At 52.8% G+C, this 24053-nt stretch carries 20 protein-coding genes; all 20 read right to left on the bottom strand.

The window, feature by feature from the left end; translation table 11 throughout:
* Positions 1–71: 71 nt before the first annotated feature.
* A complete protein-coding gene (locus MHH78_RS16280; RefSeq protein ID WP_341168004.1) occupies positions 72–1058 on the bottom strand; it encodes a polysaccharide deacetylase family protein in 987 nt (328 codons plus the stop codon).
* 260 nt (positions 1059–1318) lie between these two features.
* Positions 1319–3421, bottom strand: coding sequence for a polyribonucleotide nucleotidyltransferase (pnp, locus tag MHH78_RS16275; protein WP_341168003.1), 2103 nt, complete (start codon positions 3419–3421; stop codon positions 1319–1321).
* A 224-nt stretch (positions 3422–3645) separates the two neighbouring features.
* Positions 3646–3915 (bottom strand): 30S ribosomal protein S15, encoded by a 270-nt coding sequence (gene rpsO, locus MHH78_RS16270; protein ID WP_019910460.1) that lies wholly within the window; start codon positions 3913–3915, stop codon positions 3646–3648.
* Between the two features lie 149 nt (positions 3916–4064).
* Positions 4065–5012, bottom strand: a complete 948-nt coding sequence (locus MHH78_RS16265; protein WP_076078651.1) for a bifunctional riboflavin kinase/FAD synthetase — start codon at positions 5010–5012, stop codon at positions 4065–4067.
* Positions 5013–5048: 36 nt separating this feature from the next.
* Complete coding sequence (gene truB / locus MHH78_RS16260) at positions 5049–5963, bottom strand: tRNA pseudouridine(55) synthase TruB (protein WP_076078650.1); 915 nt, start codon at positions 5961–5963, stop codon at positions 5049–5051.
* A complete protein-coding gene (locus MHH78_RS16255) occupies positions 5960–6937 on the bottom strand; it encodes a DHH family phosphoesterase (RefSeq protein WP_341168002.1) in 978 nt (325 codons plus the stop codon). The genes truB and MHH78_RS16255 overlap by 4 nt, the downstream gene beginning before the upstream one ends.
* A gap of 26 nt (positions 6938–6963) precedes the next feature.
* Complete coding sequence (gene rbfA, locus MHH78_RS16250; protein WP_036692621.1) at positions 6964–7311, bottom strand: 30S ribosome-binding factor RbfA; 348 nt, start codon at positions 7309–7311, stop codon at positions 6964–6966.
* Positions 7312–7329: 18 nt separating this feature from the next.
* Positions 7330–9990: a translation initiation factor IF-2 gene (gene infB / locus MHH78_RS16245; RefSeq protein ID WP_341170334.1), complete on the bottom strand. Its 2661-nt coding sequence runs from the start codon at positions 9988–9990 to the stop codon at positions 7330–7332.
* Positions 9983–10306: a YlxQ family RNA-binding protein gene (locus tag MHH78_RS16240; protein WP_036724725.1), complete on the bottom strand. Its 324-nt coding sequence runs from the start codon at positions 10304–10306 to the stop codon at positions 9983–9985. Before MHH78_RS16240 ends, infB begins: the two co-directional genes overlap by 8 nt.
* Positions 10299–10607 carry an RNase P modulator RnpM gene (rnpM, locus tag MHH78_RS16235; RefSeq protein ID WP_036692616.1) on the bottom strand — a complete coding sequence of 103 codons (309 nt, stop codon included), beginning with the start codon at positions 10605–10607 and terminating at the stop codon, positions 10299–10301. Before rnpM ends, MHH78_RS16240 begins: the two co-directional genes overlap by 8 nt.
* Before the next feature lie 30 nt (positions 10608–10637).
* The gene (gene nusA / locus MHH78_RS16230; protein WP_036724723.1) at positions 10638–11735 is read right to left on the bottom strand and encodes a transcription termination factor NusA; all 1098 of its coding nucleotides are present in this window, start codon (positions 11733–11735) and stop codon (positions 10638–10640) included.
* A 26-nt stretch (positions 11736–11761) separates the two neighbouring features.
* Positions 11762–12229: a ribosome maturation factor RimP gene (gene rimP, locus MHH78_RS16225; RefSeq protein ID WP_036724721.1), complete on the bottom strand. Its 468-nt coding sequence runs from the start codon at positions 12227–12229 to the stop codon at positions 11762–11764.
* Positions 12230–12420: 191 nt separating this feature from the next.
* Entirely contained in the window at positions 12421–16752 is a 4332-nt protein-coding gene (locus MHH78_RS16220; RefSeq protein ID WP_036724720.1) for a PolC-type DNA polymerase III, read from the bottom strand.
* A 129-nt stretch (positions 16753–16881) separates the two neighbouring features.
* Positions 16882–18330 carry a proline--tRNA ligase gene (gene proS, locus MHH78_RS16215; RefSeq protein ID WP_036724718.1) on the bottom strand — a complete coding sequence of 483 codons (1449 nt, stop codon included), beginning with the start codon at positions 18328–18330 and terminating at the stop codon, positions 16882–16884.
* Between the two features lie 94 nt (positions 18331–18424).
* The gene (gene rseP / locus MHH78_RS16210; RefSeq protein ID WP_076078643.1) at positions 18425–19699 is read right to left on the bottom strand and encodes an RIP metalloprotease RseP; all 1275 of its coding nucleotides are present in this window, start codon (positions 19697–19699) and stop codon (positions 18425–18427) included.
* Positions 19700–19846: 147 nt separating this feature from the next.
* Positions 19847–20986: a 1-deoxy-D-xylulose-5-phosphate reductoisomerase gene (locus MHH78_RS16205; protein WP_036724716.1), complete on the bottom strand. Its 1140-nt coding sequence runs from the start codon at positions 20984–20986 to the stop codon at positions 19847–19849.
* Positions 20987–21009: 23 nt separating this feature from the next.
* Positions 21010–21813, bottom strand: a complete 804-nt coding sequence (locus tag MHH78_RS16200) for a phosphatidate cytidylyltransferase (protein ID WP_341168001.1) — start codon at positions 21811–21813, stop codon at positions 21010–21012.
* A 20-nt stretch (positions 21814–21833) separates the two neighbouring features.
* On the bottom strand, positions 21834–22601 hold the full coding sequence (locus MHH78_RS16195) for an isoprenyl transferase (protein ID WP_341168000.1): 768 nt from the start codon (positions 22599–22601) through the stop codon (positions 21834–21836).
* Positions 22602–22679: 78 nt separating this feature from the next.
* Entirely contained in the window at positions 22680–23234 is a 555-nt protein-coding gene (gene frr, locus MHH78_RS16190; protein WP_341167999.1) for a ribosome recycling factor, read from the bottom strand.
* Positions 23235–23963 carry a UMP kinase gene (gene pyrH, locus MHH78_RS16185; protein WP_076078638.1) on the bottom strand — a complete coding sequence of 243 codons (729 nt, stop codon included), beginning with the start codon at positions 23961–23963 and terminating at the stop codon, positions 23235–23237. It abuts the gene before it with no gap.
* Positions 23964–24053: the final 90 nt, after the last annotated feature.

Genomic DNA, 24053 nt, shown 5'->3' with positions numbered 1-24053 from the left:
CCTCCTGGCACAGCCCCTGGTTCTGTCTGTATTTGTTATTCGCGCCTCTTATCCTATCAGAAATAGGGCGTTCACTCAACTTCCGCAGTCATGATACGCTCAGCGGAGAGTGTCTGACTGACGGTTCCCAGCTGCAGGCCCTTGGCTCTAATCCCCCGGATCATCCCTCTCAGCGCTTGCGAGGAGGATGCCGTCGGATGCATCAGGATCAACGTTCCCGGCTCTACCCGGCTGCTGATCTTGGCAACAACTGATTCGGGGGACGGATTGCGCCAATCGACCGTATCCAGCGTCCACAGCACCGTCTTCAGTCCCAGTGAGGCGGCGATCTCCACCGTCTGCTGGTTAAAGTCGCCTGACGGCGGAGCAAACCACTTGTTCGTCACACCCAGGCTTTCCTTCAGCAGCTTCTGCGTCTTCTCAATCTCGGCAGTAGCACGTGTCCGGCTTAGAATACTCATCTTAGGATGCGTATACGCATGGTTCTCCACCTCATGCCCGCGCTTCAGCATCTCTACTGCAAGCTCCTTGTTGCGGCTTAACCAGCTTCCGTCCAGAAAAAAGGTGGCCTTCACCTTCTCCGCATCCAGAATGTCCAGCATCGGACGGATATACTCATTCCCCCAGGCCACATTAATCATCAGCGAGGCCATCGGCTTCGCCGGATTCCCCCGGTAAATCGGCTGCGCTCCCAGATCATCCAGTGATACCTTAGGCTTAATCTGGCGGTACAACAGCTTGAGACCTGCTTCGGGTCCCCGCAAAAGCGCGCTCCGGTAGGTTGCCTCCACATCGACCTCCAGCCCGTTATACCCTGGTATGGCTTTCCATACCCGGTCCACAACAGCATTCACCGGCTGCGCATTCAGCGCCTCGGCCCGGCGGGTAATCTGCGCGCGCAGATCATCCTCCGCCTGATTCTGTGCATAGCTCATCACGGCTGCATCCGCCTGAGGCTTAAGCCCGGCAATCATCTCTTTCACGGGTCCATTCGTGCTGCCAATTCCAATGACTACTGCGATGCAAGCCAGCACTAGCGCCGCCTTGTCCGTCTTCATGACGTTATACCTCCCCGGCACAAACGGTCTGTTCCGTCTCCGCACCAGGGTCAAGCCGTGCGGGGACGCTTTGTCCCAGCCTATGTATGAAGGGTGCAAATTATGCATACTCGTCAATGCCGCCTTCAAGCGGGTATGGTATAACCGTCAGTCAGGACGGTACTGCTGCGTATACTTGTCCAAAAAAAAGAGCCAGAACTGTACTGCTTCTGTCTCTTCTTATCTATAGTCAGGATAGCGGTGAAGCGGCAGCGTAATGCTTACGCCTTCGCTCCGCTCTCTGAAGTCAGCACCGCTTTGCGCGACAGGTTGACGCGGCCCTGCTGGTCGATCTCCGTTACCTTGACGGTAATGGTGTCGCCAATCGCCACAACATCTTCCACTTTGGCCACACGCTCAGTGGACAGCTGGGAAATATGCACAAGTCCGTCTTTGCCAGGGATCAATTCAACGAATGCGCCGAATTTCTCAATGCGTCTAACCGTACCCACATAAATCTCACCAACCACTACTTCCTTCACAATTCCTTCGATGATGCCACGGGCCTTTTGGATCATAGCTTCGTCAGAAGAACCGATAAATACGCGGCCATCCTGTTCGATGTCGATCTTCACGCCGGTTTCTTCAATGATCTTGTTGATGATTTTACCGCCGGCACCGATCACATCACGGATCTTGTCCGGATTGATATTGATGATAATGATCTTCGGAGCATATTTAGACAGGCTCGTTCTTGGAGCAGCAATCGCTTCATTCATTTTACCCAAAATGAACATACGGCCTTCTCTGGCTTGCTCAAGCGCCTCCTGCAGAATTTTACGGTCGATGCCGTCGATTTTGATATCCATCTGAATCGCCGTTACGCCTTCTGCTGTACCTGCTACCTTGAAGTCCATATCGCCGAGGTGATCTTCCATGCCTTGAATATCGGTCAGGATGGACACATGCTCCCCGTCCTTGATCAGACCCATCGCTACACCGGCTACAGGCGCCTTGATAGGTACCCCTGCATCCATCATCGCCAGAATACTGGCACAGATACTTGCCTGGGAGGTGGAGCCATTGGATTCAATCGCTTCGGATACCAGACGGATGGTGTACGGGAATTCAGTCTCACTTGGAATCACCTTGGACAATGCGCGTTCACCGAGTGCCCCGTGGCCGATCTCGCGGCGTCCCGGTGCTCTTAGCGGACGGGCTTCCCCTACGCTGAACGGAGGGAAGTTGTAGTGGTGCATGAAGCGCTTGGTTTCAGCCGGATCAATACCATCCAGAATCTGCACATCGCCCAGTGCACCCAGTGTACATACGCTGAGGATCTGTGTCTGGCCGCGTGTGAACAGACCGGAACCGTGCGTGCGCGGCAGCAGCGCTGTATCGCATTCGATCGGACGGATCTCGTCCAGCTTACGTCCATCCGGACGAACCTTGTCATGCGTGATCAGACGTCTGACTTCATCCTTCACAATATCATGCAGGGCTTCCTTAACATCCTTAAGAAGCTCTGGGGTTTCTATGTATTTCTCTGCGAAATACGCCACCGCTTCGTTGTTCACCAGATCGATAGCATCCTGACGGGCATGCTTCTCGGCAATTCTTACGGCTTCTACCAGACGGCTCTCAGCAAAAGCACGAACCTCTGTATTCACATCCGCATTAACCGCATGCAGCTTCACAGCCATCTTCTCTTTACCGGCAACGGCTACGAGCTGTTCAATCACAGCCACAATCTTGCGGACCTCGTCATGCCCGAACATGATCGCTTCAAGCATCACTTCTTCAGTCACTTCATTGGCTTCAGCTTCTACCATCATGATGGCATCCTTCGTACCGGCCACAACCACATAAATATCGCTGATTGCCTGCTGGGCTTGATCAGGGTTGATGATGAATTCTCCGTTAATCCGGCCTACAGCCACGCCGCCGATTGGTCCGTTGAACGGCACATCGGAAATACTGAGCGCAGCGGAAGTACCGATCATGGCAGCAATATCAGGCGCACAGTCCTGATCCACGCTCATTACCAGGTTCAAGACTTGAACGTCATTGCGGAATCCTTCCGGGAACAATGGACGAATGGGACGGTCTGTCAGACGGCTGGACAGAATCGCTTTCTCGCTCGGACGTCCTTCACGTTTGATGAATCCGCCAGGGATTTTGCCTACTGCATATAATCTTTCCTCATAATTCACTGTAAGCGGGAAGAAATCCAGATCTTTAGGCTCACTGGATGCTGTAACCGTACACAATACTGAAGTATCTCCGTAACGCACCATCACGGCTGCGTTCGCTTGTTTGGCCAGACGGCCTGTTTCCAGCACAAGGCGTCTTCCGCCCAGCTGCATTTCCACACGTTGTTCCATAAAACCCCTCCTTGAATGGTAATAATACGTTCCTGTATGTTCTACAAGCAAAAACGGCTTGTCCTCCGCAGAAGTGCTATAGCCGTTTTTGCGAATGCTATCCACTTGTCAACTGTAAAAGTTTACCCTAAATTTTCAAAAAGCAACCCGGCTGTCCCGCTGTCGCTCGTAAGAAGGACATACGGTATACAACCAGGCTGCTTTTGGGCATAACTTATGGAAAATTAACGACGCAATCCCAGTTTTTCGATCAGGGCGCTGTAACGTCTGATGTCTTTGTTCTTCAAATACGCCAGCAGTTTACGACGTTGTCCAACCATCTTCAGCAGTCCGCGGCGGGAATGATGATCCTTCTTGTGCGTACGCAAGTGGTCAGTCAAATTAACGATGTTCTCCGTAAGGATAGCAACTTGCACCTCAGGGGATCCAGTATCGGATTCATGAGTTTTGTGCTCGTCGATCAATTGGTGTTTACGTTCTTGAGTCAATGCCATCCTGTTCACCTCCTTCATTATAATCGCCAGTAGCCTCGTCACCGTCGGTGAGAACAAGTAACCAAGCTAAGGTTCACATGCTGTCATTCCAGCAACGTTAATCAGTATAGCACCTTCACAGGCAAAAGTAAACGGCTTGTCCGGAAAGATTAGGAATGATATCCCAGCATCCCTTTGGCCGTCTCAGCATCTGCGCCGATCTGTGCAATTAAGGCCTGGATAGACTCAAATTTGCGCTCTGAGCGGATATAGGAAACCAGCTCCACCTTAAGCTCCTGCCCATAGATATCTGAGGCAAAATCAAACAGGTGAACCTCAAAGCTCGGAGTGGTCACGCCTTCGTGAAATGTTGGCTTCACGCCGACATTCATCACCCCGTACAAGACCTCGTCCCGGTAAAAGACCTTGACGGCGTATACGCCCTTGGCCGGAATCACATAGCGGTCTTCGAGCTGCAGGTTCGCGGTCGGAAAGCCGATGGTCCGGCCCCGCTTCTCCCCGTGACCGACGATACCGCGCAAGTGATAACAACGTCCAAACCAGGCATTGGCCTTATCCAGTTCCCCGCTCAGCAAGCTCTTGCGGATACCCGAGCTGCTGACCTTCTCTCCTTCAAGCAGGAACGGGGCGACCGTCTCTACCTTCATCGCACCCTGTCCCAGCTCCGAAAGCGTGTCCGCATCTCCCCCGCCCATGTAGCCGAAGCGGAAGTCGAACCCAACAACTGCAGTTATAATCTGCAGCGGAAGCAGCATTACAGAGACAAAATCCGCCGGACTCACCCGGGAGAGCTCTTCATTAAATTCAATGATATATAAAAGCTCAACCCCCATCCCGGCAAGCAGCTCCTGCTTATCCTTAGAAGGGGTCAAATATCCCTCATAATCCCCCTTGCCCATAACATCCTTGGGATGGGGGTAGAAAGTCATCACCGCAGCGGGTACACCTGCCTCGCGGGCAAGAGCAACAGCTGATGTGATGACACTGGCATGCCCGAGGTGCAGTCCATCGAACTGTCCCAGAGCAACTACTTGAGGCTGCGCGTACTGTGCTGCCGTCTCAGGCAGCATCGGATAGCTTAACGTTACGGTTCTCACGCTGTTTCTCACCTACATTCGCAAATAAATTAAAGTTTAGACTTGGGCAAAGACCTTGACAGGTGCAATAGCTCCGGTAGCCTCCAAAGCATAAATACCGAGGAACTCCCCTTGCTGATCATAGAGACGGAAATCTCCGGCCTGCTTCACTTCCGGCATTACAAAACGGGGCGACAGACGCTGCCCCTGCAGGGCTGCTTTCTTCTTCTCTGCCGCAACGGTATGTCTGGGCAAATGTGAAATCGCCTCGTCGGCAGCAATCAGATGCTCATCCAGTGTGCCGCCTTCCTTGTGCTGCGCAATTTGCTCCAGAGTCAGGCAATGACTGGCCGAGATCCCGGCCGACATCGTCCGCTCCAGCTTCACCATCACACCGGGAAGACCAAGCTTACGTCCGATATCTACACAGAGGGTGCGGATATAGGTTCCCTTGGAGCATAACGCCCGGAAAGTGATCTCCGGATAATTGCCGTTCCAGACCATTTCCTGCATCTCAATCTCATAAATCTCCACTTCACGGCTCTTGCGCTCTACGGTCTTGCCTTCCCGGGCCAGCTCGTACAGACGCTTGCCGTCCACCTTCACTGCGGAATACATCGGCGGTACCTGTGAGATCACGCCCTGAAAGGAGTTCAGCACAGCCAGCACTTCGGCTTCTGTGATATGAACCTCCTCAACAGATTCCGTAATCGTGCCGGTCAGGTCCTCTGTATCGCTGGCCATTCCCAGCCGCAGTGTGGCAACATATTCCTTGGGCAGCTCCTGGATATACTCAACTACTCTAGTAGCCCGTCCCAGACAGAGCGGCAATACACCAGTTACCTGAGGATCAAGTGTCCCGGTATGTCCAATCCGCTTCATGCCCAGAATGCGCCGCGCCTTGGCCACAACATCATGTGAAGTGAACCCTGCCGGCTTATATACAGCCAGAACTCCTGTAAGCTCACTCATAAATGACGTTTGACCTCCTCAAGCACCTGTGCCACAGCTTCTTCCAGACTTCCATTAATACGCGCGCCCGCTGCCCGGGTGTGTCCGCCGCCGCCGAAGGCTTGCGCGAGTGCAGCCACATCCACCTTACCTGCTGAACGCAGGCTGGCCTTCACCGCATGGTCATCAATGACCTTGAACAGAATGCCTACCTCTACCCCGCGGATATTACGGGGATAGTTGACAATCCCTTCAAGATCCTCATTGGCCGCTCCGGAGTCCAGCATATCCTGAGGTGTAACATACACCCAGGCTATATCTCCTTCAGGACTAAGCTGTAAGGTGCTAAGTGCGCGGTTGAGCACCTTAACCTGGGGAAGCGTCATCTCTTCCAGCAGGGTCTCTGCCAGGTCCGGTCCATTCACGCCCAGTGCCAGCAGCTCGGATACCGCCGCCATCACTTTAGGAGAAGTATTGCTGTAACGGAAACCGCCGGTATCCGTTAACAGCCCGGTATAAATGGCTGTGGCAATATCAATATCCCATTCCAGTTCAAAGGTCTTCAGCAGATCGAACAGAATCTCTGCTGTCGCTGCCGCATCCGGCTTGATGAGATTCACCGCGCCGTAGCCGTTGTTCGTTGGATGATGGTCTATATTCAAGATCAGGGCATTACTGGTGAAATGCTGCTGGGTCAGTCCTACACGCTGGAAATCCGCACAGTCAACACATATCACATGGCCGTACTGGCGGGGCAAAGAACCTTCAGACAGATTGACAATCTGATCGGCATGCCATAAGTATTCCATCCGCTGCGGAATCTGGCCTTCATTCAGCATCAGATATTTTTTGCCCAGACATGAGAGAAGCCAGCCCACCGCGAGGGTGGAGCTGACTGCATCTCCGTCCGGCTGAACATGCGACACTACAAGATAATCGTCGTGTTCCAGCAGAAACTTACGCGTCTGCTGGAGACTTTGTTCATAGCTCTGCATTCGCCGTCTCCTTTATGTTCCGTAGCCTATTCGTTTTTGCCGATTTCGCCGAGCAGCTTCTCAATATGACTTCCGTAAGCAACGGATTCGTCAATCTTGAAGATCAGCTCAGGCGTATGGCGCAGGCGGATCGCTTTGCCAAGCTCCGAGCGGAGAAAGCCATTAGCTTTCTCAATCGCTCTAAGCGAGTCTGACTTCTGCTCCTCGTCCCCGAATACGCTCAGGTATACCTTGGCCTGTGACAGATCGTTCGTCACATCTACGCCAGTTACGGTTACGAACCCGACACGCGGGTCCTTCAGTCCGCTCTGGATGAGCTGGCTCAGCTCTTTCTTAATCTGCTCGCCAACCCGTCCCGCTCTGATTTTAGACATCTTATTTCACCTCTTCGCTTAGCGCTCTACCGTTTCCATGATGAATGCTTCGATGATGTCGCCTTCGGCGAGATCATTATAGCGTTCCAAAGTTATGCCACATTCATAACCCTGTGCCACTTCTTTTGCATCATCTTTGAAACGCTTCAAGGTGTCGATTTTGCCTGTGAAGACAACGATACCGCTGCGGATCAGGCGCATTTCAGCATTGCGGGTAATTTTGCCGTCGGTAACCATACAACCTGCGACACTGCCCACTTTGCTGATTTTGAATACATTGCGCACTTCGGCATGACCGATAACGTTCTCTTTAAAGATAGGATCAAGCATGCCCTTCATGGCACTTTCAATCTCTTCAATGACGTTGTAGATGATGTTATGCAGACGCACATCCACCTTCTCCTGCTCAGCCGCAGCTTTCGTCTGGGCATCCGGACGAACGTTGAAGCCGATCACGATAGCATTGGAGGCTGCTGCCAGGGTAATATCGGATTCCGTGATCGCACCGGCACCGCTGTGAAGAATCTTCACGCGTACGCCTTCCACTTCGATCTTGGCCAAGGAGCCCTTCAGCGCCTCTACCGAACCCTGTACGTCACCCTTGATGATTACGTTGAGATCCTTGATCTCGCCGTCCTTGATGTGCTTGAACAGATCATCCAGCGTAACGCGGGTGTTCGTGTTCAGCTCGGACTGGCGCTGCGTAGTAGAACGTCTGTCAGCGATCGCCCGTGCTTTGCGCTCATCTTCGAAGGCCATGAACGGATCGCCCGCCTGCGGCACTTCGGTCAGACCGGTAATTTCCACTGGAGTGGAAGGTCCCGCTTCCTTGATTTTGCGTCCCTTGTCATTCACCATGGCGCGTACGCGGCCGAAGCAGTTACCTGCTACGAATGCGTCTCCGACCTTCAGTGTACCGTTCTGCACGAGAATACGGGCAACCGGTCCACGGTTCTTGTCAAGCTCAGCTTCTATAACAGTACCGCGTGCCCGTTTGTCCGGGTTCGCCTTGTACTCATTCACTTCGGCAACGAGCAGAATCATTTCCAGCAGCTCTTCCAGGTTAATGCGCTGCTTAGCGGACAGGTTGACGAAGATTGTATCGCCGCCCCACTCTTCCGGCACCAGCTCATAGTTGGTAAGCTCCTGCTTCACCCGGTCAGGGTCTGCGCCCGGCTTATCAATCTTGTTAACTGCAACAATGATCGGAAGTCCGGCTGCCTTGGCGTGGTTAATCGCTTCTACGGTCTGAGGCATTACGCCGTCATCTGCCGCTACGACGATAATCGTCATATCTGTGACCTGGGCACCACGGGCACGCATGGCGGTGAACGCTTCATGGCCCGGAGTATCGAGGAATGTGATTTTCTTATGATTAATCTCAGCCTGGTAGGCACCGATATGCTGCGTAATCCCGCCTGCTTCACCGCTTGAGACATTCGTGGAACGGATGGCATCGAGCAAGGTTGTTTTACCATGGTCAACGTGACCCATGATCGTTACAACCGGCGGCCGTGTCATCAGATCGTCTTCGGAATCGTTCTCTTCCACGGTCTCGAAGCTGTCTTCGTCAACCGGAATCTTCACTTCTACTTCTACGCCGAATTCGCCGGCCAGCAGCAGAATCGTATCGATATCAAGCTCCTGGTTGATGGTAGCCATAACCCCCATCGAGATCAGCTTCTTAATCACTTCCGAAGCATCCTTGTGAAGCAGCTTCGCGGTTTCACCCACGGTCATGCTGCCACGGACAATGATCTTCTTAGGTGTGTTGTCAATCTTCTCACGATATACGGTCGGCTGGTTTCTGCCGCGGTTGTTCTTGCCGCCACGGCCGCGATAGTTGCCGCCCTTGTTGTCGTCGTAACGTTTCTGGCCGCTGTTATTGCCGCCAGGTCTGCCGCCAGTGGTATTCTTCTTAGGGCCGTCGCTCCGTGAGAAACCTCCACCTGCATTGCCTTGACCTTGCGGACGGTCACCTGTACGTGGTGCGCCGCCTTGTCCTTGCGGACGGCTGCCAGTAGAGCTGCTCTGTGGGCGGCTTCCGCTAGTTGAGCTGCCTTGTGGACGGCTTCCGCCAGTAGAGCTGCCTTGCGGACGGCTGCTGCCAGTGGAGCTGCCCTGTGGACGGCTTCCGCCAGTAGAGCTGCCTTGTGGACGGCTTCCGCCAGTGGAGCTGCCCTGTGGGCGGCTGCCGGTGGAGCTGCCTTGCGGGCGGCTGCCAGTCGAACTGCTTTGCGGACGGCTGCTGCTTGAACTGCCCTGCGGGCGGGAATTCTGAGCGGAGCCTGATGTTTGTGTTCTGCGGGAATCTTGTCCGCTTTGGGGCCTTGGGGACGTCGTCGATTGGTTGTTGTTTTGGTTACTGTTCATACCTACCTGCTTTTCCGAATGAATTTTGTTGGTATTCTGAGCACTGCGTACTTCGGCGGTTACCGCACCGGTAGTCACTACCGGACGGCTGCTGGTGCCGTTGTCCCGCTTGGCTGCAGCGTTTGACTTGATGTCCTTGAAGAATTGTTCAACTTTGTTCACGGAGCCATTCTCCATGACACTCATATGATTATTCACCGGGACATCCAAACGCTTCAGAATGGTAATAATTTCTTTACTGCTCATGTTCAAAGACTTGGCATATTCGTATACGCGCAGCTTATCCTTATTATCTTCTTTAGTCAATAACTCCACCTCCGACAGTATCTCCAAGCGTTCTGGAGATCATTTCCGCGAATCCTTTATCCGTAACGGCCAGCACCACGCGCTGGTCCTTACCAATACTTGCACCGAGTTCATCCCGGTGAAATGCGATTACTAGTGGAATATCGTAGGTTCCGCATTTATCGCGGAACTTCTTCTGGGTATTATCTGAAGCGTCACCTGCCAGGACGACCAGCTTCGCCTCTGAAGACCGCACTGCCTTAAGCACAGCCTCATCGCCGGTGACAATCTTGCCTGCTCTCATCGCAAGCCCTAAATAAGAAAGTGTCTTACTCATTGTCCTCACTATCCTTCGCTGCCAAAAACTGCTCCTCCACGGATGCAAAATCCCGGGCAAGCTGGGCATAGATTTCAGGACTGACCTGACATTTCAATGCCCGGTCAAGTGCTTTGGTCTTCTGTGCTAGCTTAAAGTATTCCAGTTTACCGCAGATATAAGCGCCACGGCCCGACTTCTTGCCTGTCAGGTCGATCAGCACCTCGCCTTCAGGCGTTCTCACCACGCGAATCAGCTCTTTCTTGGGCATCATCTCCTGGCTGGCAACGCATTTACGCAGCGGCACCTTTCTTTGCTTCATAACAAAGCACCTCCCGTCAGTCAGCATTCATTAATCGATGGAGACGGAATCCTGATGCATTTCATCATTGGACGATCTGGGTCTGCCGTATTCCTGCTCCGCCTGTGTCTCGCTCTTGATATCGATCTTCCAGCCGGTCAGCTTGGCGGCAAGACGGGCATTCTGCCCCTTGATGCCGATAGCCAGCGACAGCTGATAGTCAGGAACAATGACGCGGGCCATTTTCTCAGCTTCAAAGACTTGAACCTCAAGCACCTTGGACGGGCTAAGCGCATTGGCTACGTACTCCTGCACCAGCTCGGAATATCTGACGATATCAATCTTCTCACCGCGAAGCTCAGTCACGATGGTCTGTACACGCGTGCCTCTCGGCCCTACGCAGGAGCCCACCGGGTCCACTTCAGGATTGCGTGAGAACACGGCGATCTTGGAGCGGAAGCCGGCTTCGCGGGCAACGGAACGAATCTCCACCACCCCGTCAAAAATCTCCGGCACCTCCAGCTCGAACAGACGCTTCAGGAGACCCGGATGACTGCGGGACAGCATGATCTGCGGTCCTTTGGTCGTGTTCTCCACCTTGGTGATATAAGCCTTGATACGCTCGCTCTGCTTGAACTTCTCTCCAGGCATCAGCTCGCTCAGCGGAAGAACCGCCTCGATTTTGCCAAGATCCACATAGATATTGCGCATATCCTGACGCTGTACAAGGCCGGTAACAATATCATCTTCCTTGTCGATAAAAGCGTTATAGATCAGGCCGCGTTCCGCTTCACGGATACGCTGGGTAACCACCTGCTTCGCAGTCTGGGCGGCAATGCGGCCGAAATCACGCGGCGTGACTTCCTGCTCGGCGATGTCCTCCAGCTGGAAATGCGGGTTGATCTCCCGGGCAGCCAGGAGTGAGATCTCGGTCCGTGCATCGAGAACCTCCTCCACAATAAGCTTGCGGGCAAACACCTTGATTACGCCTGTGTTGCGGTTCATATCCACACGCACATTCTGCGCCGCATTGAAATTGCGTTTATAGCTGGAGATCAGCGCCGCTTCGATGGCTTCGAACAGCACATCCTTGCTGATGCCTTTCTCCCTTTCCAGTTCATTCATAGCTTCAATAAACTCCATACTCATGAAATTCCGGTCCCCCTTTCAAGACGTTAAAAAATAATGGCCAATCTCGCACTGGCGACCTTGGCGTAAGGTACCACATGTTCTTTTTTGCCCGCGGAGATGAGCAGTTCCTCGTTCTCGAACGAGAGCAACCGGCCTTCGAATTCTTTGAGTCCTTGAATCGGCTCATAGACCGTTACATATACGTCCTTGCCTACTGCCTTGGCGACATCCGCAGCTTTCTTGAGCGGACGCTCAGCTCCCGGCGAGGAGACTTCAAGGAAATACGCTTCGGAGAAGGGATCATTCTCATCCAGCTTCTGGCTGATATATTCGCTGATGGTACCGCAGTCATCGATATCGATGCCGCCCTCTTTGTCTACGAATACGCGCAGAAACCAGTTGGAGCCTTCCTTCACGTATTCAACGTCCACCAGTTCGAAACCATTGTCCTCGAGATAGGACCCGAGCAGCTGCTCTACCGTTTGTTTAATTTTGGATTTGGGTGTGCTCAAAAGAAGATTACCTCCACGAACTTGTCTTTTGCTATATACCAAAGATAAAGAGTGGGTTTCCCCACTCTTTACACAACGGACTTATCTCATTATTACCAAAAAAATTATACCATAGTGAGGCAGCACTGACAAGTACCAGCCCTTGACTCCCCTTTTTAAAGGACTCTATATGCTATCACTTAAGCCGGTTGTTAGAACAGTGAAAGCTGGTTGCTCTCCGGCAATCCCCGGAAGCAGCCCATTCCCGTGAGCAGCTCAATCACCGTTTTACTGGCCTTGGATTTCTGCTGGAAATCCTCAATGGAGAGGAATTCTCCTGCGTCCTTGGCAGCGGCGATATTAATCGCAGCATTATCCCCGATTCCCGCAAGCGAGGAGAATGGAGGAATCAGGCTCGTACCGTCTACCGTAAATTTGGTAGCGTCCGAGCGGTACAGATCAATGTTCTTGAAGGTGAAGCCGCGTGCGGTCATCTCCAGGGCCATCTCCAGGACCGGAAGCATGGCTTTTTCCTTAGGCAGCGCCTGGAAGCCCTTGGCTTCGATCTCTACCAGCTGGCGCGCAATGGCTTCATAGCCCTTGCAGCACAGCTCGATATCGAAATCCGCAGCACGGACCGAGAAGTAAGTCGCATAGTATTCTATCGGATGATACAGCTTGAAGAAGGCTGTCCGCACCGCTGAAATAACATAAGCCGCGGCATGGGCCTTCGGGAACATGTACTGGATTTTGAGACAGGAATCAATGTACCACTGCGGCACCTTGCAATTCTTCATCTCCTCAATCCACTCCGGCGGCAAGCCCTTCCCTTTACGCACGCTCTCCGTAATTTTGAAGGCCAGACTGGCATCCATGCCCGCCTTATAGATCAGATAGAGCATAATATCATCACGGCAGCCGATTACCGTCTTAATGTTGCAGGTGTTGTTCTTGATCAGCTCCTGGGCATTTCCCAGCCACACGCCGGTTCCATGGGACAGCCCCGAAATCTGCAGCAGATCGGCAAAGCTGGACGGCTTCGCTTCGACAAGCATCTGGCGGACGAACTTCGTCCCCATCTCCGGCACTCCATAAGTGGCTACCGGGGTGCGGATCTGATCCGGCCTTACCCCGAGCGCATCCGTAGAGTTAAACATACTCATCACCTTCGGATCATTCATTGGAATGGTCGTCGGGTCGACGCCAGTCAGATCCTGCAGCATCCGCATCATCGTCGGATCATCGTGGCCGAGAATATCGAGCTTGAGCAGGTTGGCATCGAAGGCGTGATAGTCGAAATGGGTGGTCTTCCACTCGGCTGTAACATCATCCGCCGGGAACTGCACCGGAGTGATATCTTCGATCTCCATGTAGTCCGGCAAAACAACGATACCGCCGGGATGCTGCCCTGTACTGCGCTTCACACCGGTACAGCCGGCGGCAAGCCGTCCGACCTCCGCGCCGCGCCAGCGCTTCTGGTGATGCTCCTCATATTTCTTAGTGAAGCCGAAGGCGGTCTTCTCCGCCACCGTACCGATGGTTCCCGCGCGGAACACATTGTCCGGACCGAACATTGTTTTGGTAAAATTATGGGCGTTCGGCTGATACTCCCCGGAGAAGTTAAGGTCGATATCGGGAACCTTGTCCCCTTTGAAGCCCAGGAAGGTCTCAAACGGAATATCCTGCCCTTCTCCCTTAAGCTTGCCGCCGCAATCCGGACAGTCCTTATCCGGCAAGTCAAAGCCGCTCGGCACACTTCCGTCCAGGAACCATTCGCTGTGCCGGCATTCAGAATTGGTGCAGATATAGTGGGCCGGAAGCGGATTAACCTCCGATATTCCAAGGAATGTTGCCACTACCGACGAGCCAACCGAGCCACGGGAACCGACGAGATAACCGTCCTGGTTCGACTTTTTGACCAGCCGTTCCGAGATCAGATAGTTGGCGGAGAACCCGTATTTAATAATCGGGGCCAGCTCCTTCTCCAGACGGGCAACCACCACTTCAGGCAGCTCCTCGCCGTAGATCGATTTGGCAGTGTCATAGCAGGTATTGCGGATCTCATCATCCGCACCTTCAATAATAGGTGTGAAGAGATCGCTTGGAAACAGATCGTATTCCTCGAACCGCTCAGCCAGCTCAACAGTATTCGTTACCACGACTTCCTTCGCTTTGGCTGCACCCAGGTATTCGAACTCGGCAAGCATCTCATCGGTTGTACGGAAGTGGGCATCCGGCTTGTTCTGGTCCTTCAGCGGACTGAATCCGGTAATCCCGTGGATCGTAATATCGCGGAACAGCTTGTCGCGCGGCTCCAGATAGTGCACATTCCCAGTGGCTATCACCGGCTTGTTTATCTGCTCACCAATCTCACAGATTTTGCGTACAACTCCCCGCAGGTCCTCTGGACTCGCTACGAACCCTTTATCCACCAGATGCATGTACATGGTCAGCGGCTGAATTTCCAGCACATCATAGAACTGGGCAACCTCAATCGCCTCTTCTACGGTCTTGTTCAGCACAGCCTCGAAGAACTCGCCCCGCTCACAGCCGGATATGACAAGCAGTCCGTCACGATGCTCTTCAAGCTTCGATTTGGGAATGCAGGGTACCCGCTTGTAGTACTCGGTATGCGACATGGAGATCAGCTTGTAGAGGTTCTTTTTGCCGATGGGATTCAGTGCATAGATGCCGCAGTGAAACGGCCGCACATTCGACAGGTCATTGCCTACATAATCATTCAGCCGGTCCAGCCGGGTCATCCCCTTCATCTTCTCCGCATCGGCCAAGAGACCGTTCAGAATCCCGCCCAGTGCTATCGTATCATCCACCGCACGGTGATGGCTCTCCAGCAGTACCTTGTACTTGTCAGCAAGCGTATTGAGCCGGTGGTTCTTCATTTTGGGGAAGAGCAGACGCGCCAGCTCCAGCGTATCCAGTGAAGGATTCGGCAGCTCCGGCTGCCCCAGCTTCTTCAGAGAAGCTTGAATGAAGCCCATATCGAACCGCGCATTGTGCGCAACGAGAATGCTGTCTCCTACAAACTCCACGAATTCCTTAAGTACCGGTTCCAGATCCGGGGCATCCTTGACCATTTCATCCGTAATGTTCGTCAGCTGCTGGATGTGGTAGGGAATTTTCTCATGCGGATTGACAAAGGTGGTGTAGCGGTCCAGCTCCTTGCCTTCGCACATCTTGATCGCCGCAAGCTCCGTGATGTTATTGCGTGTGATGGACAGCCCCGTGGTCTCGATGTCAAAAACGACATAGGTTGCCGTCTTAAGCTCCAGCGGCTGCGCATTCTCCACGATATTGACCGCGTCATTGACGACATTGGCCTCGACACCGTAGAGCATCTTGAGCTTATGCTTATGGGCGGCATGATTCGCATCCGGGAAGCTCTGAACATTGCCGTGGTCGGTAACTGCAAGTGCCGGGTGGCCCCATTTCGCAGCTGTTTTGACATAGGCATCAATCGGTGCTACCGCATCCATCGTGCTCATAGTCGTATGCAGGTGGAACTCCACGCGCTTCTCCTTGGCATTGTCCTTACGGGCAGGCGGCGCCGACACCTCGGTCAGATCCGAAGGAATCATCACCAGCTCGGGAATCTGCATGAACCGGTCATACTCCACTTTGCCGCGCGCCCGGACCCATTTGCCGTTAGCCAGCTGGCCCATGATCTTCAGCTCTTCCTTTGTTTTGGCGAACATCTTCATCTGCAGGGAATCCGTAAAGTCTGTGATGCAGAAGGTGAACAGCGTATTCCCGTTACGCAGCTCCTTGCTGTCCAGCCCGAAGATCGTCCCCTGGATTGTAATCTTCTTCTCTTCATCCTGAATCTCCAGAATGGAGACGGCCTGCTCCTTAATGTCATTCCCGATCTGAAGCTTAATGACCTCGCCCGGGTCCCCCGCTTCTTCAGGCTCGTCCGGCTCACTGTTCATCATCATCAGCTCTACCAGCTCACGCTGCTCCTGCTGGAGCTTCTGCTGGAATTCCTCATAGGCATCCGCTTTGTTCTTGGTCTCATCCTCGGACATCTGCAGCTTGACCTTGAGAGGGAGCGCGAAGTATTTATCATAATATTTAATAATGGCGGCTTCGATACCCTTTTTGCGGGCCAGTTCGAGCGACATGGAATCGTTCAGGCTTAGGATGAGCGTGCCGTCCTGCAGCTCCTGGCTGGAGCGCGTCAGCCAACCGTTGACGGACGGAATCTCACGCTGGACCCACTCCAGGAACATGCCCCAGTACTCCTGTACAATATCGGCTCTGCTTACAGTATCATCATATAGGAACAAGAAGCTGACCTTGGCAATATGCTGCAGCTTCTCACGCATTCTAAGAATAAATGCCCGGTAGGTCTGGGCGGGAATCAGGGTTGTCTTCGCAATCACGATATGCCAGTCATGGTTGCCGCGGCTAATCTCCACCCGTTCAATCTGTCCGTCTACAAAATAAGGATCAATCATGGCAGGCGGAATCTCCCCCTGCTTCATCAACAGCTCAAATCTCTTTCTTCTCTCCACGTTCTGCTCCATGCATTCCCCACCTAACTCGGCAATAATTGTAAGAAAAAGCCTCCGGCTTAAAAAGCATTGGGTACTTGCGGCCCGCCGACTCCTCTCGCCAGAAGCTGATATAAAAAATAACAAATATAAGGTTGCCGATTAATATGCTTTGGCAAATACAACCGTATGCTGAGCAGGCTTGCCGCAGCAAATACAGGTCTCTTTCGTTTCTGACGGGTGGAACGGAATATTACGGCTGCCTGCGCCGGTCTCTTCCTTGACCTTATCTTCACATTCCTCAGAGCCGCACCAGCCTGCAAGCGCAAAGCCGCGTTTCTCTTCCATAGAATCCTTCATCTGCTCAAGAGTGTCTACGGAATAGAAATGATCCTCACGGAATTTCAGTGCCCGCTCGTACATTTCCTGGTGGACCTGCGCAAGCATCGCATTCACTTCTTCAACCAGGTTCTCCTGCTGAATGACCTTCTTCTCGCCGCTGATCCGGGATACGAGCACGCAGACGCCATTCTCCATATCACGCGGTCCAAGCTCCAGACGGACAGGCACGCCGCGCATTTCATATTCATTGAACTTCCAGCCCGGGGTTACATCCGCACGGTCATCCACACGCACGCGGATTCCGGCGCTCTTAAGCTCACCAAACAGTTCGTCGGTACGTCCGATGACTGCTTCGCGGGTCTTAGGCGGTCCGATTGGAATCATAATGACTTGCGTAGGTGCTACCTTCGGCGGCAGAGCCAGTCCGCGGTCGTCACCATGCACCATGATGAGCGAACCAATCAGACGCGTGGTAGAGCCCCACGAGGTGGTGTGTGCATGTTCCAGTACATTCTCCCGGTTCAGATATTGGATATCAAAAGCAACCGCGAACTTGGTGCCCAGATAATGGGAGGTAGCGGCCTGTACAGCCCGTCCATCCTTCATCATCGCTTCAATGGAATACGTATCCACAGCACCGGCGAACCGCTCGGATGGCGTCTTCTGTCCGGTCACTACCGGAATAGCCAGAAAGGTCTCCACGAAGTCGCGGTAGTTATCAAGCATCTTCATCGTTTCTTCGCGTGCTTCCGTCTCATTCTCATGCGCGGTATGGCCTTCCTGCCAGAGGAATTCTGTCGTACGGATGAACGGCAGGGTACGTTTCTCCCAGCGGACCACGTTGGCCCATTGGTTGATCAGCACCGGAAGGTCGCGGTAAGACTGAATCCACTTGGAATACATATGGCCGAACATCGTCTCGGACGTAGGGCGGATCGCCAGACGTTCCTCCAGCACATCGCCTCCGGCCTCAGTGACCCAAGGCAGCTCCGGGTTGAAGCCCTCCACATGCTCCTTCTCCTTCTGGAAAAAGCTCTCGGGAATGAACAGCGGGAAGTAGGCGTTCCGGTGACCGGTCGCCTTCAGGCGGCGGTTCATTTCCTCCTGGATATGCTCCCAGATTTCATAGCCGTCCGGTTTGAACACGATACAGCCGCGGACCGGCGAATAATCCATCAGGTCCGCTTTTTTGATAACATCGATATACCAGCGTGAGAAATCCTCGCCCTGCGGCGTGATCTCTGTAACGAACTGCTTGTCTTTGGCCATGTGAAGAAATCCTCCTATTATTCGCCCCTCAGATTGCACATTAGCTATGAAGCCCAATCAAATGCATCACGGGATAAAAAAGATATGACATCCGTCAGCCGCTTATGAGGCGTAAAATATCATTATACGTAACAGCGATCATCACCAGGAACAGCAGGGCAAAGCCTACAAAGTGGACCATGCCTTCCCTGCTCGGGTCCACCGGCTTGCCGCGCAGAGCCTCAACACCCAGGAATACAAGCCGGCTGCCATCCAGTGCAGGAATCGGCAGAAGATTGAAGATCCCCAGATACAGGCTGAGAATAGCCGCCCAATAGGTCAAATACTGAATCCCCTGCTGGGCAATCTGCCCGGTCAATTGGAACGTGCCTACCGGCCCGGAGATATCATCCATATTAAATTTGTTGATCAGCTGCTTGAAGCCGATAAAAATCAGCTTGGTGGTGTCGACCATCGCTGTACCGGACTTGGTAATTGTCTCCCCCACTCCGGCCTTGCGGGTAGGAAGCTCTGGCGTAATTCCAACCTTGCCGCCTTGCTCCCCTTCCATTCCACGGGGAATCATGGTCACATTCAAGGTCTCTTCGCCGCGCTTCAGCGTCCAGTTCATTTCTTTGCCTTTGGAGGCTGAAGTCAGCTTGATCATCTTCTGGTAATCTCCGCCGATGGCCTGCCCGTCCACAGTGACGACGATGTCGCCCTTCTGAAGACCTGCTTCCTGTGCAGGCATTCCTACGCTGACGTCACCGATCTTCACATAGGTCGGATTCTCCACCGGGATTCCGGCCATCTGCAGATGAAGTGCAAATAGCACAAACGCCAGAATGAAGTTCATCACCGGTCCGGCCAGGATCGCTATCGCGCGCTGGCCGACGGTTTTGCTGCCGAACTGGCGGTCCTTAGGCGCAATTTGCGTCTGCTGGGTGCCTTTGATCATCATCGCCTGCGGATTCACATCATAGGTGGTCACTTCACCATCTACATCAAGGCGGATCTTCAGTTCATTCTCCAGATCCGTGAACTGCGCTTCGCCGCGGATAACATTTCTGCGCGTATCCAGGGAATCGAGGTAGATATTCTTTACCTTGTTATCCTGGCCCAGCCGGACAGCAATGGTCTGCCCGGGGCCGATCTCAACCATCTCCGGGTCTTCGCCGGCCATACGGGCGTATCCCCCGAAGGGCAGCAGGCGGAGCGTGAACTGGGTTTCACCGCGTTTATAAGAGAACAGTTTCGGACCGAAACCGATCGCAAATTCCCGTACAAGAATTCCGGCGCGTTTGGCAAAATAATAATGTCCCCATTCATGGACAGTCACCAGAACAAAGAACATAAACACCGTTAAAAAAACAACTCTTACCATCTCCATAGCGCAACATTCCCCCTTAAGGTGTAAGACCGAAGTATGTCCTCTTAATTTATCATTATTCCAAGGCAGGGCACAAGAGAATCAACAGTCCACACCTATTTTTCAGGGTACAGCCATATTCACCGTTTCCAAAGGCCTCTTATCCCTTTACAGGACAGCCGCAAGCTCCCGGGAAGCTATATCGCTACTGTGAATCTGTTCCAGACCGGGGTTCGCTTCACCCTGATGACGCTGAAGCACTTCATCAATAATCTCATCAATCCGCAGGAAGGGAATCTCACCGCGCAGGAAGCGGGCCACGGCGACCTCATTGGCTGCATTGAAGGCTGTTGTGAATGTGCCGCCCGCTATGCCGCAGTCAATAGCCATCTTCAGCGCCGGATAGCGCTCATAATCCATCTCCCGGAAGGTCAGGCTGGCTACCTGAGCCAGAGACAAACGCTTCGCAGGAGACGGCCAGCGGTCGGGATAGGTGAGCGCATATTGAATTGGAACCCGCATATCAGGAGTCCCAAGCTGAGCAATAATGCTGCTGTCGCAGAACTCCACATAGGAGTGAATGATACTCTCCGGATGCAGCACCACATCAATCTGCTCATACGGAAGGGCGAACAAATGGTGGGCTTCAATAACCTCCAGGCCTTTGTTAACCATGGTTGCCGAGTCAATAGTAATCTTGGCCCCCATGCTCCAATTGGGGTGACGCAGTGCGTCCGCTACGGTAACATTCGTAAGCTGTTCACGCTTATAATCACGGAATGAACCGCCCGAGGCAGTAATGGTAATTGAAGCCACATCTTCACGGTTCTCCCCGTTTAAGCATTGGAAAATCGCCGAATGCTCACTGTCCACTGGCAGCAGCTTCACGCCTTTGCGTCCAGCCAGCTCTGTAACCAGATGTCCGGCGGTCACCAGTGTCTCCTTATTAGCCAGTCCAATATGTCTGCCGGCTTCAATCGCCGCCAGCGTAGACTGAAGTCCTACACTGCCTACAAGCGCAGTTACGACTGTCTGTGCATCGCCTCCGGCAGCAATCTCCACCAGACCTTCACTTCCGCTGTACAGCTCTACACCGGCAGGCAGACTGGATCTGATCTCCTCTGCAAGCTCCTTCGTGGATACCGATACACGGCGAGGCTTGAAACGGCGGACCTGTTCCAGCAGCAGTGAAGTATTACTTCCCGCCGCCAGTCCATCGACTTCAAAAGCTTCCGGATGCATAGCTACCACATCCAGCGTCTGGGTACCGATGGAGCCCGTGGAGCCGAGAATACTAATTCTTTTCACAGTTGCTTTCCTTCTTCCTGTCGTTAATAGTAAGGCATCAGCATTACGATATGTACGAAAGGAAATACGATGATCCAGCTGTCGCAGCGGTCCAGGATGCCACCGTGACCCGGCAAGAGTGAGCCTGAATCCTTAATACCGTACACCCGTTTATAGGCAGATTGTACAAGATCTCCAAGCTGACCCAGCACAGCGCAGGCAATTCCAATCAGCAGCGCGCGTCCGATAGTCAGCAGATCAGGAACCAGTATAGCAAACACAATCGATATGACAGCAGAAATCAATACTCCGCCAAGCGCGCCCTCTATAGTCTTGTTAGGACTGATCGCAGGCCACAGCTTGTTCTTCCCGAAGCTTCTGCCGACAAAATAGGCTCCGGCATCACTGCCCCATATACAGCACAGCAGCAGGATCGTCCAGAAGAGGCCATGGCCATCTCCCGCACCGCGGGCGATTCCCATATACGAGAACCCCATTCCTATGTAAACAATGCCAGTGAACATCATCGCGGTGATTTTGATATCAAGCTTATTCTTACTGAAGACAGTGACCAGCAGGAACAGCAGCAATACCAGCCAAATCCCCTGTTCCCAGGAGAATAGCTTATTCGTTCCCAGGAGATCCCAAGGAATCATAAAGCCTACTACAGAGGCATAACCAAATACAGCAGTCAGCCCGAAGGTGGCTGTACTTGTCATTTTCACAAATTCATAATAGCCGATGAGGGCCATCGCAGTCAGCATCAGCTGATACGGCCAGCCACCCCAATAGCATAACCCTAAAAACAAGGCCCCGGCAACAATTCCGGTAATCAATCGCTGCTTCAAAGAATCCCTCTCCCATCAGGCTACTTCAATCCACCATAACGGCGTGTGCGGCGCTGATATTCAGCCACAGCCTGCATCAGATGCGTCTTGTCGAACTCCGGCCAGTACGCATCCGTAAACCAAAATTCACTATAGGCGATTTGCCACAGCATAAAGTTACTGAGCCGCATCTCCCCGCTCGTACGGATGAGCAGGTCAGGATCGGGTAGTCCGCTGGATGACAGTCTGTTGTCAATCAGCTCTGAAGTGATCTCTTCAGGTGACAGAGTTCCTGCCTGGATATCCTTGCCCAGAGCGCGCATACAGTCCTCAATTTCCTTACGCCCGCCGTAGTTCAGAGCAAAATTAAGTATAAGTCCGGTATTGCTTAGTGTGCGGGCGACCGCTTCTTCCATCGCCTTGCGGGTATGGGAAGGCAAAGCCTCCGTGTTGCCCATTACGCGCACCTGTACATTCTTCTCAATGAGTTCATCCAGTTCAATAGCCAGGAATTCTACGGGGAGGCGCATCAGGAAATCCACTTCATCCTTCGGCCGGGTCCAGTTCTCCGTAGAGAAAGCGTACAGAGTCAAAAATTCTACTCCGAGGTCATTCGCTGCAATGGTAGCACGTTTGACTGCCTTCATCCCGTTCTGATGGCCCACAACCCGGGGCATACCGCGCCGTTTCGCCCAGCGCCCGTTGCCATCCATAATTATCGCTACGTGCCGGGGAATATTATCCGGTGAAATCTCGACTGGCTCCTGCCTGTCTTTACGGCTCAGCCATTCTTGAATCCGTTTGATCATTTCCGTTTCCTCCAAGCTCTTATCAGAAAGAGACAAACCCCACCATTAACGGAGGGGCCTGAAGTCTCATGAATTTCGTTATACTTCCATAATCTCTTTTTCTTTGGACAAGAGCACTTTGTCGACTTCAGCTATGAACTTATCCGTTGATTTCTGGATATCTTCCTGATGTCCATGTGATTCATCTTCTGAAATGCCGTTCTTCTCCATCTTCTTGATGTCATCGTTGGCATCGCGGCGGATGTTGCGGATCGCTACCTTAGCTTCTTCACCGAACTTCTTGGTGAATTTCACCAGCTCAGTACGGCGTTCTTCGGTAAGCGGAGGAATCGACAGGCGGATAATCGTACCGTCATTGGCTGGAGTAATCCCAATGTCGGATTTCATAATCGCCTTTTCGATGTCTGACATCGAAGATTTGTCCCACGGCTGGATCAGCAGGGTCCGGGAATCCGGTGTGCTGATGTTGGCCAGCTGATTAATAGGAGTTGGAGCACCGTAATATTCAACCTGGATGCGATCCAGCAGTGACGTCGAAGCGCGTCCTGCCCGCAGTGTTGCCAAGTCGCGTTTCAGCGAGAGAATCGCTTTTTCCATACGCTCTTCGGCATTCTTCTTAACCGATTGTGGCATTTAATTTACACTCCCTTTAACGATCGTCCCGATCTTTTCGCCGAGAACGACGCGTTTAATATTGCCTTGCTCTGTAATAGCAAACACAATGAGCGGTATATTATTATCCATGCAGAGTGAGGAAGCGGTAGAATCCATAACCCCCAGGTTTTTGTTCAGAATATCCATGTAAGTAAGCTGCTCGAACTTAACGGCAGTGCTGTCCTTGAACGGATCTGCTGAGTAGACGCCGTCTACCTTATTCTTGGCCATGAGGATAACCTCGGCTTCAATCTCGGCTGCTCTAAGTGCTGCCGTAGTATCTGTCGAGAAGAACGGATTCCCTGTCCCTGCGGCAAAAATAACTACGCGGCCCTTCTCCAGATGCCGGATCGCCCGGCGGCGGATATAAGGCTCAGCAATCTGCTGCATGGCGATAGAGGTCTGAACCCGGGTAGGGACATCGATCTGCTCCAGAGCGTCCTGCAATGCCAGCGAGTTCATCACTGTTGCCAGCATTCCCATATAATCGGCTGTTGCCCGGTCAATACCGCTTGCACTTCCGGCGATTCCGCGCCAGATGTTGCCACCGCCGCATACAATCGCAACCTGAACTCCAAGCTCCACGACTTCCTTGACCTGCTCTGCAATAGAGATGATCGTATCGGCATCGATGCCATAGCCATTCTGTCCGGCGAGCGATTCACCGCTTACCTTAAGGACTACTCTCTTAAATACCGGTTGTTCCAATTATATACCCTCACTTTCTACAAAAGACGGAACACTACTTGTATGTGTTCCGCTCTTTTGATGCTTGCCTGTATTCAGTTCTTATTCAAT

Source organism: Paenibacillus sp. FSL H3-0333 (assembly GCF_038002805.1).
GTDB lineage: Bacteria > Bacillota > Bacilli > Paenibacillales > Paenibacillaceae > Paenibacillus_AQ > Paenibacillus_AQ silagei.
This window is presented reverse-complemented; position numbering and strand designations above follow the sequence as displayed.

Coding starts and splice junctions, on each gene's coding strand:
- rbfA (WP_036692621.1), bottom strand. CDS start 7,311: ATGTCTAAAATCAGAGCGGGACGGGTTGGCGAGCAGATTAAGAAAGAG.
- rnpM (WP_036692616.1), bottom strand. CDS start 10,607: ATGAAGCAAAGAAAGGTGCCGCTGCGTAAATGCGTTGCCAGCCAGGAG.
- MHH78_RS16255 (WP_341168002.1), bottom strand. CDS start 6,937: ATGCAGAGCTATGAACAAAGTCTCCAGCAGACGCGTAAGTTTCTGCTG.
- MHH78_RS16220 (WP_036724720.1), bottom strand. CDS start 16,752: ATGGAGCAGAACGTGGAGAGAAGAAAGAGATTTGAGCTGTTGATGAAG.
- rseP (WP_076078643.1), bottom strand. CDS start 19,699: ATGGAGATGGTAAGAGTTGTTTTTTTAACGGTGTTTATGTTCTTTGTT.
- rpsO (WP_019910460.1), bottom strand. CDS start 3,915: ATGGCATTGACTCAAGAACGTAAACACCAATTGATCGACGAGCACAAA.
- nusA (WP_036724723.1), bottom strand. CDS start 11,735: ATGAGTATGGAGTTTATTGAAGCTATGAATGAACTGGAAAGGGAGAAA.
- MHH78_RS16240 (WP_036724725.1), bottom strand. CDS start 10,306: ATGAGTAAGACACTTTCTTATTTAGGGCTTGCGATGAGAGCAGGCAAG.
- proS (WP_036724718.1), bottom strand. CDS start 18,330: ATGGCCAAAGACAAGCAGTTCGTTACAGAGATCACGCCGCAGGGCGAG.
- MHH78_RS16280 (WP_341168004.1), bottom strand. CDS start 1,058: ATGAAGACGGACAAGGCGGCGCTAGTGCTGGCTTGCATCGCAGTAGTC.
- pnp (WP_341168003.1), bottom strand. CDS start 3,421: ATGGAACAACGTGTGGAAATGCAGCTGGGCGGAAGACGCCTTGTGCTG.
- MHH78_RS16195 (WP_341168000.1), bottom strand. CDS start 22,601: ATGATCAAACGGATTCAAGAATGGCTGAGCCGTAAAGACAGGCAGGAG.
- frr (WP_341167999.1), bottom strand. CDS start 23,234: ATGCCACAATCGGTTAAGAAGAATGCCGAAGAGCGTATGGAAAAAGCG.
- truB (WP_076078650.1), bottom strand. CDS start 5,963: ATGAGTGAGCTTACAGGAGTTCTGGCTGTATATAAGCCGGCAGGGTTC.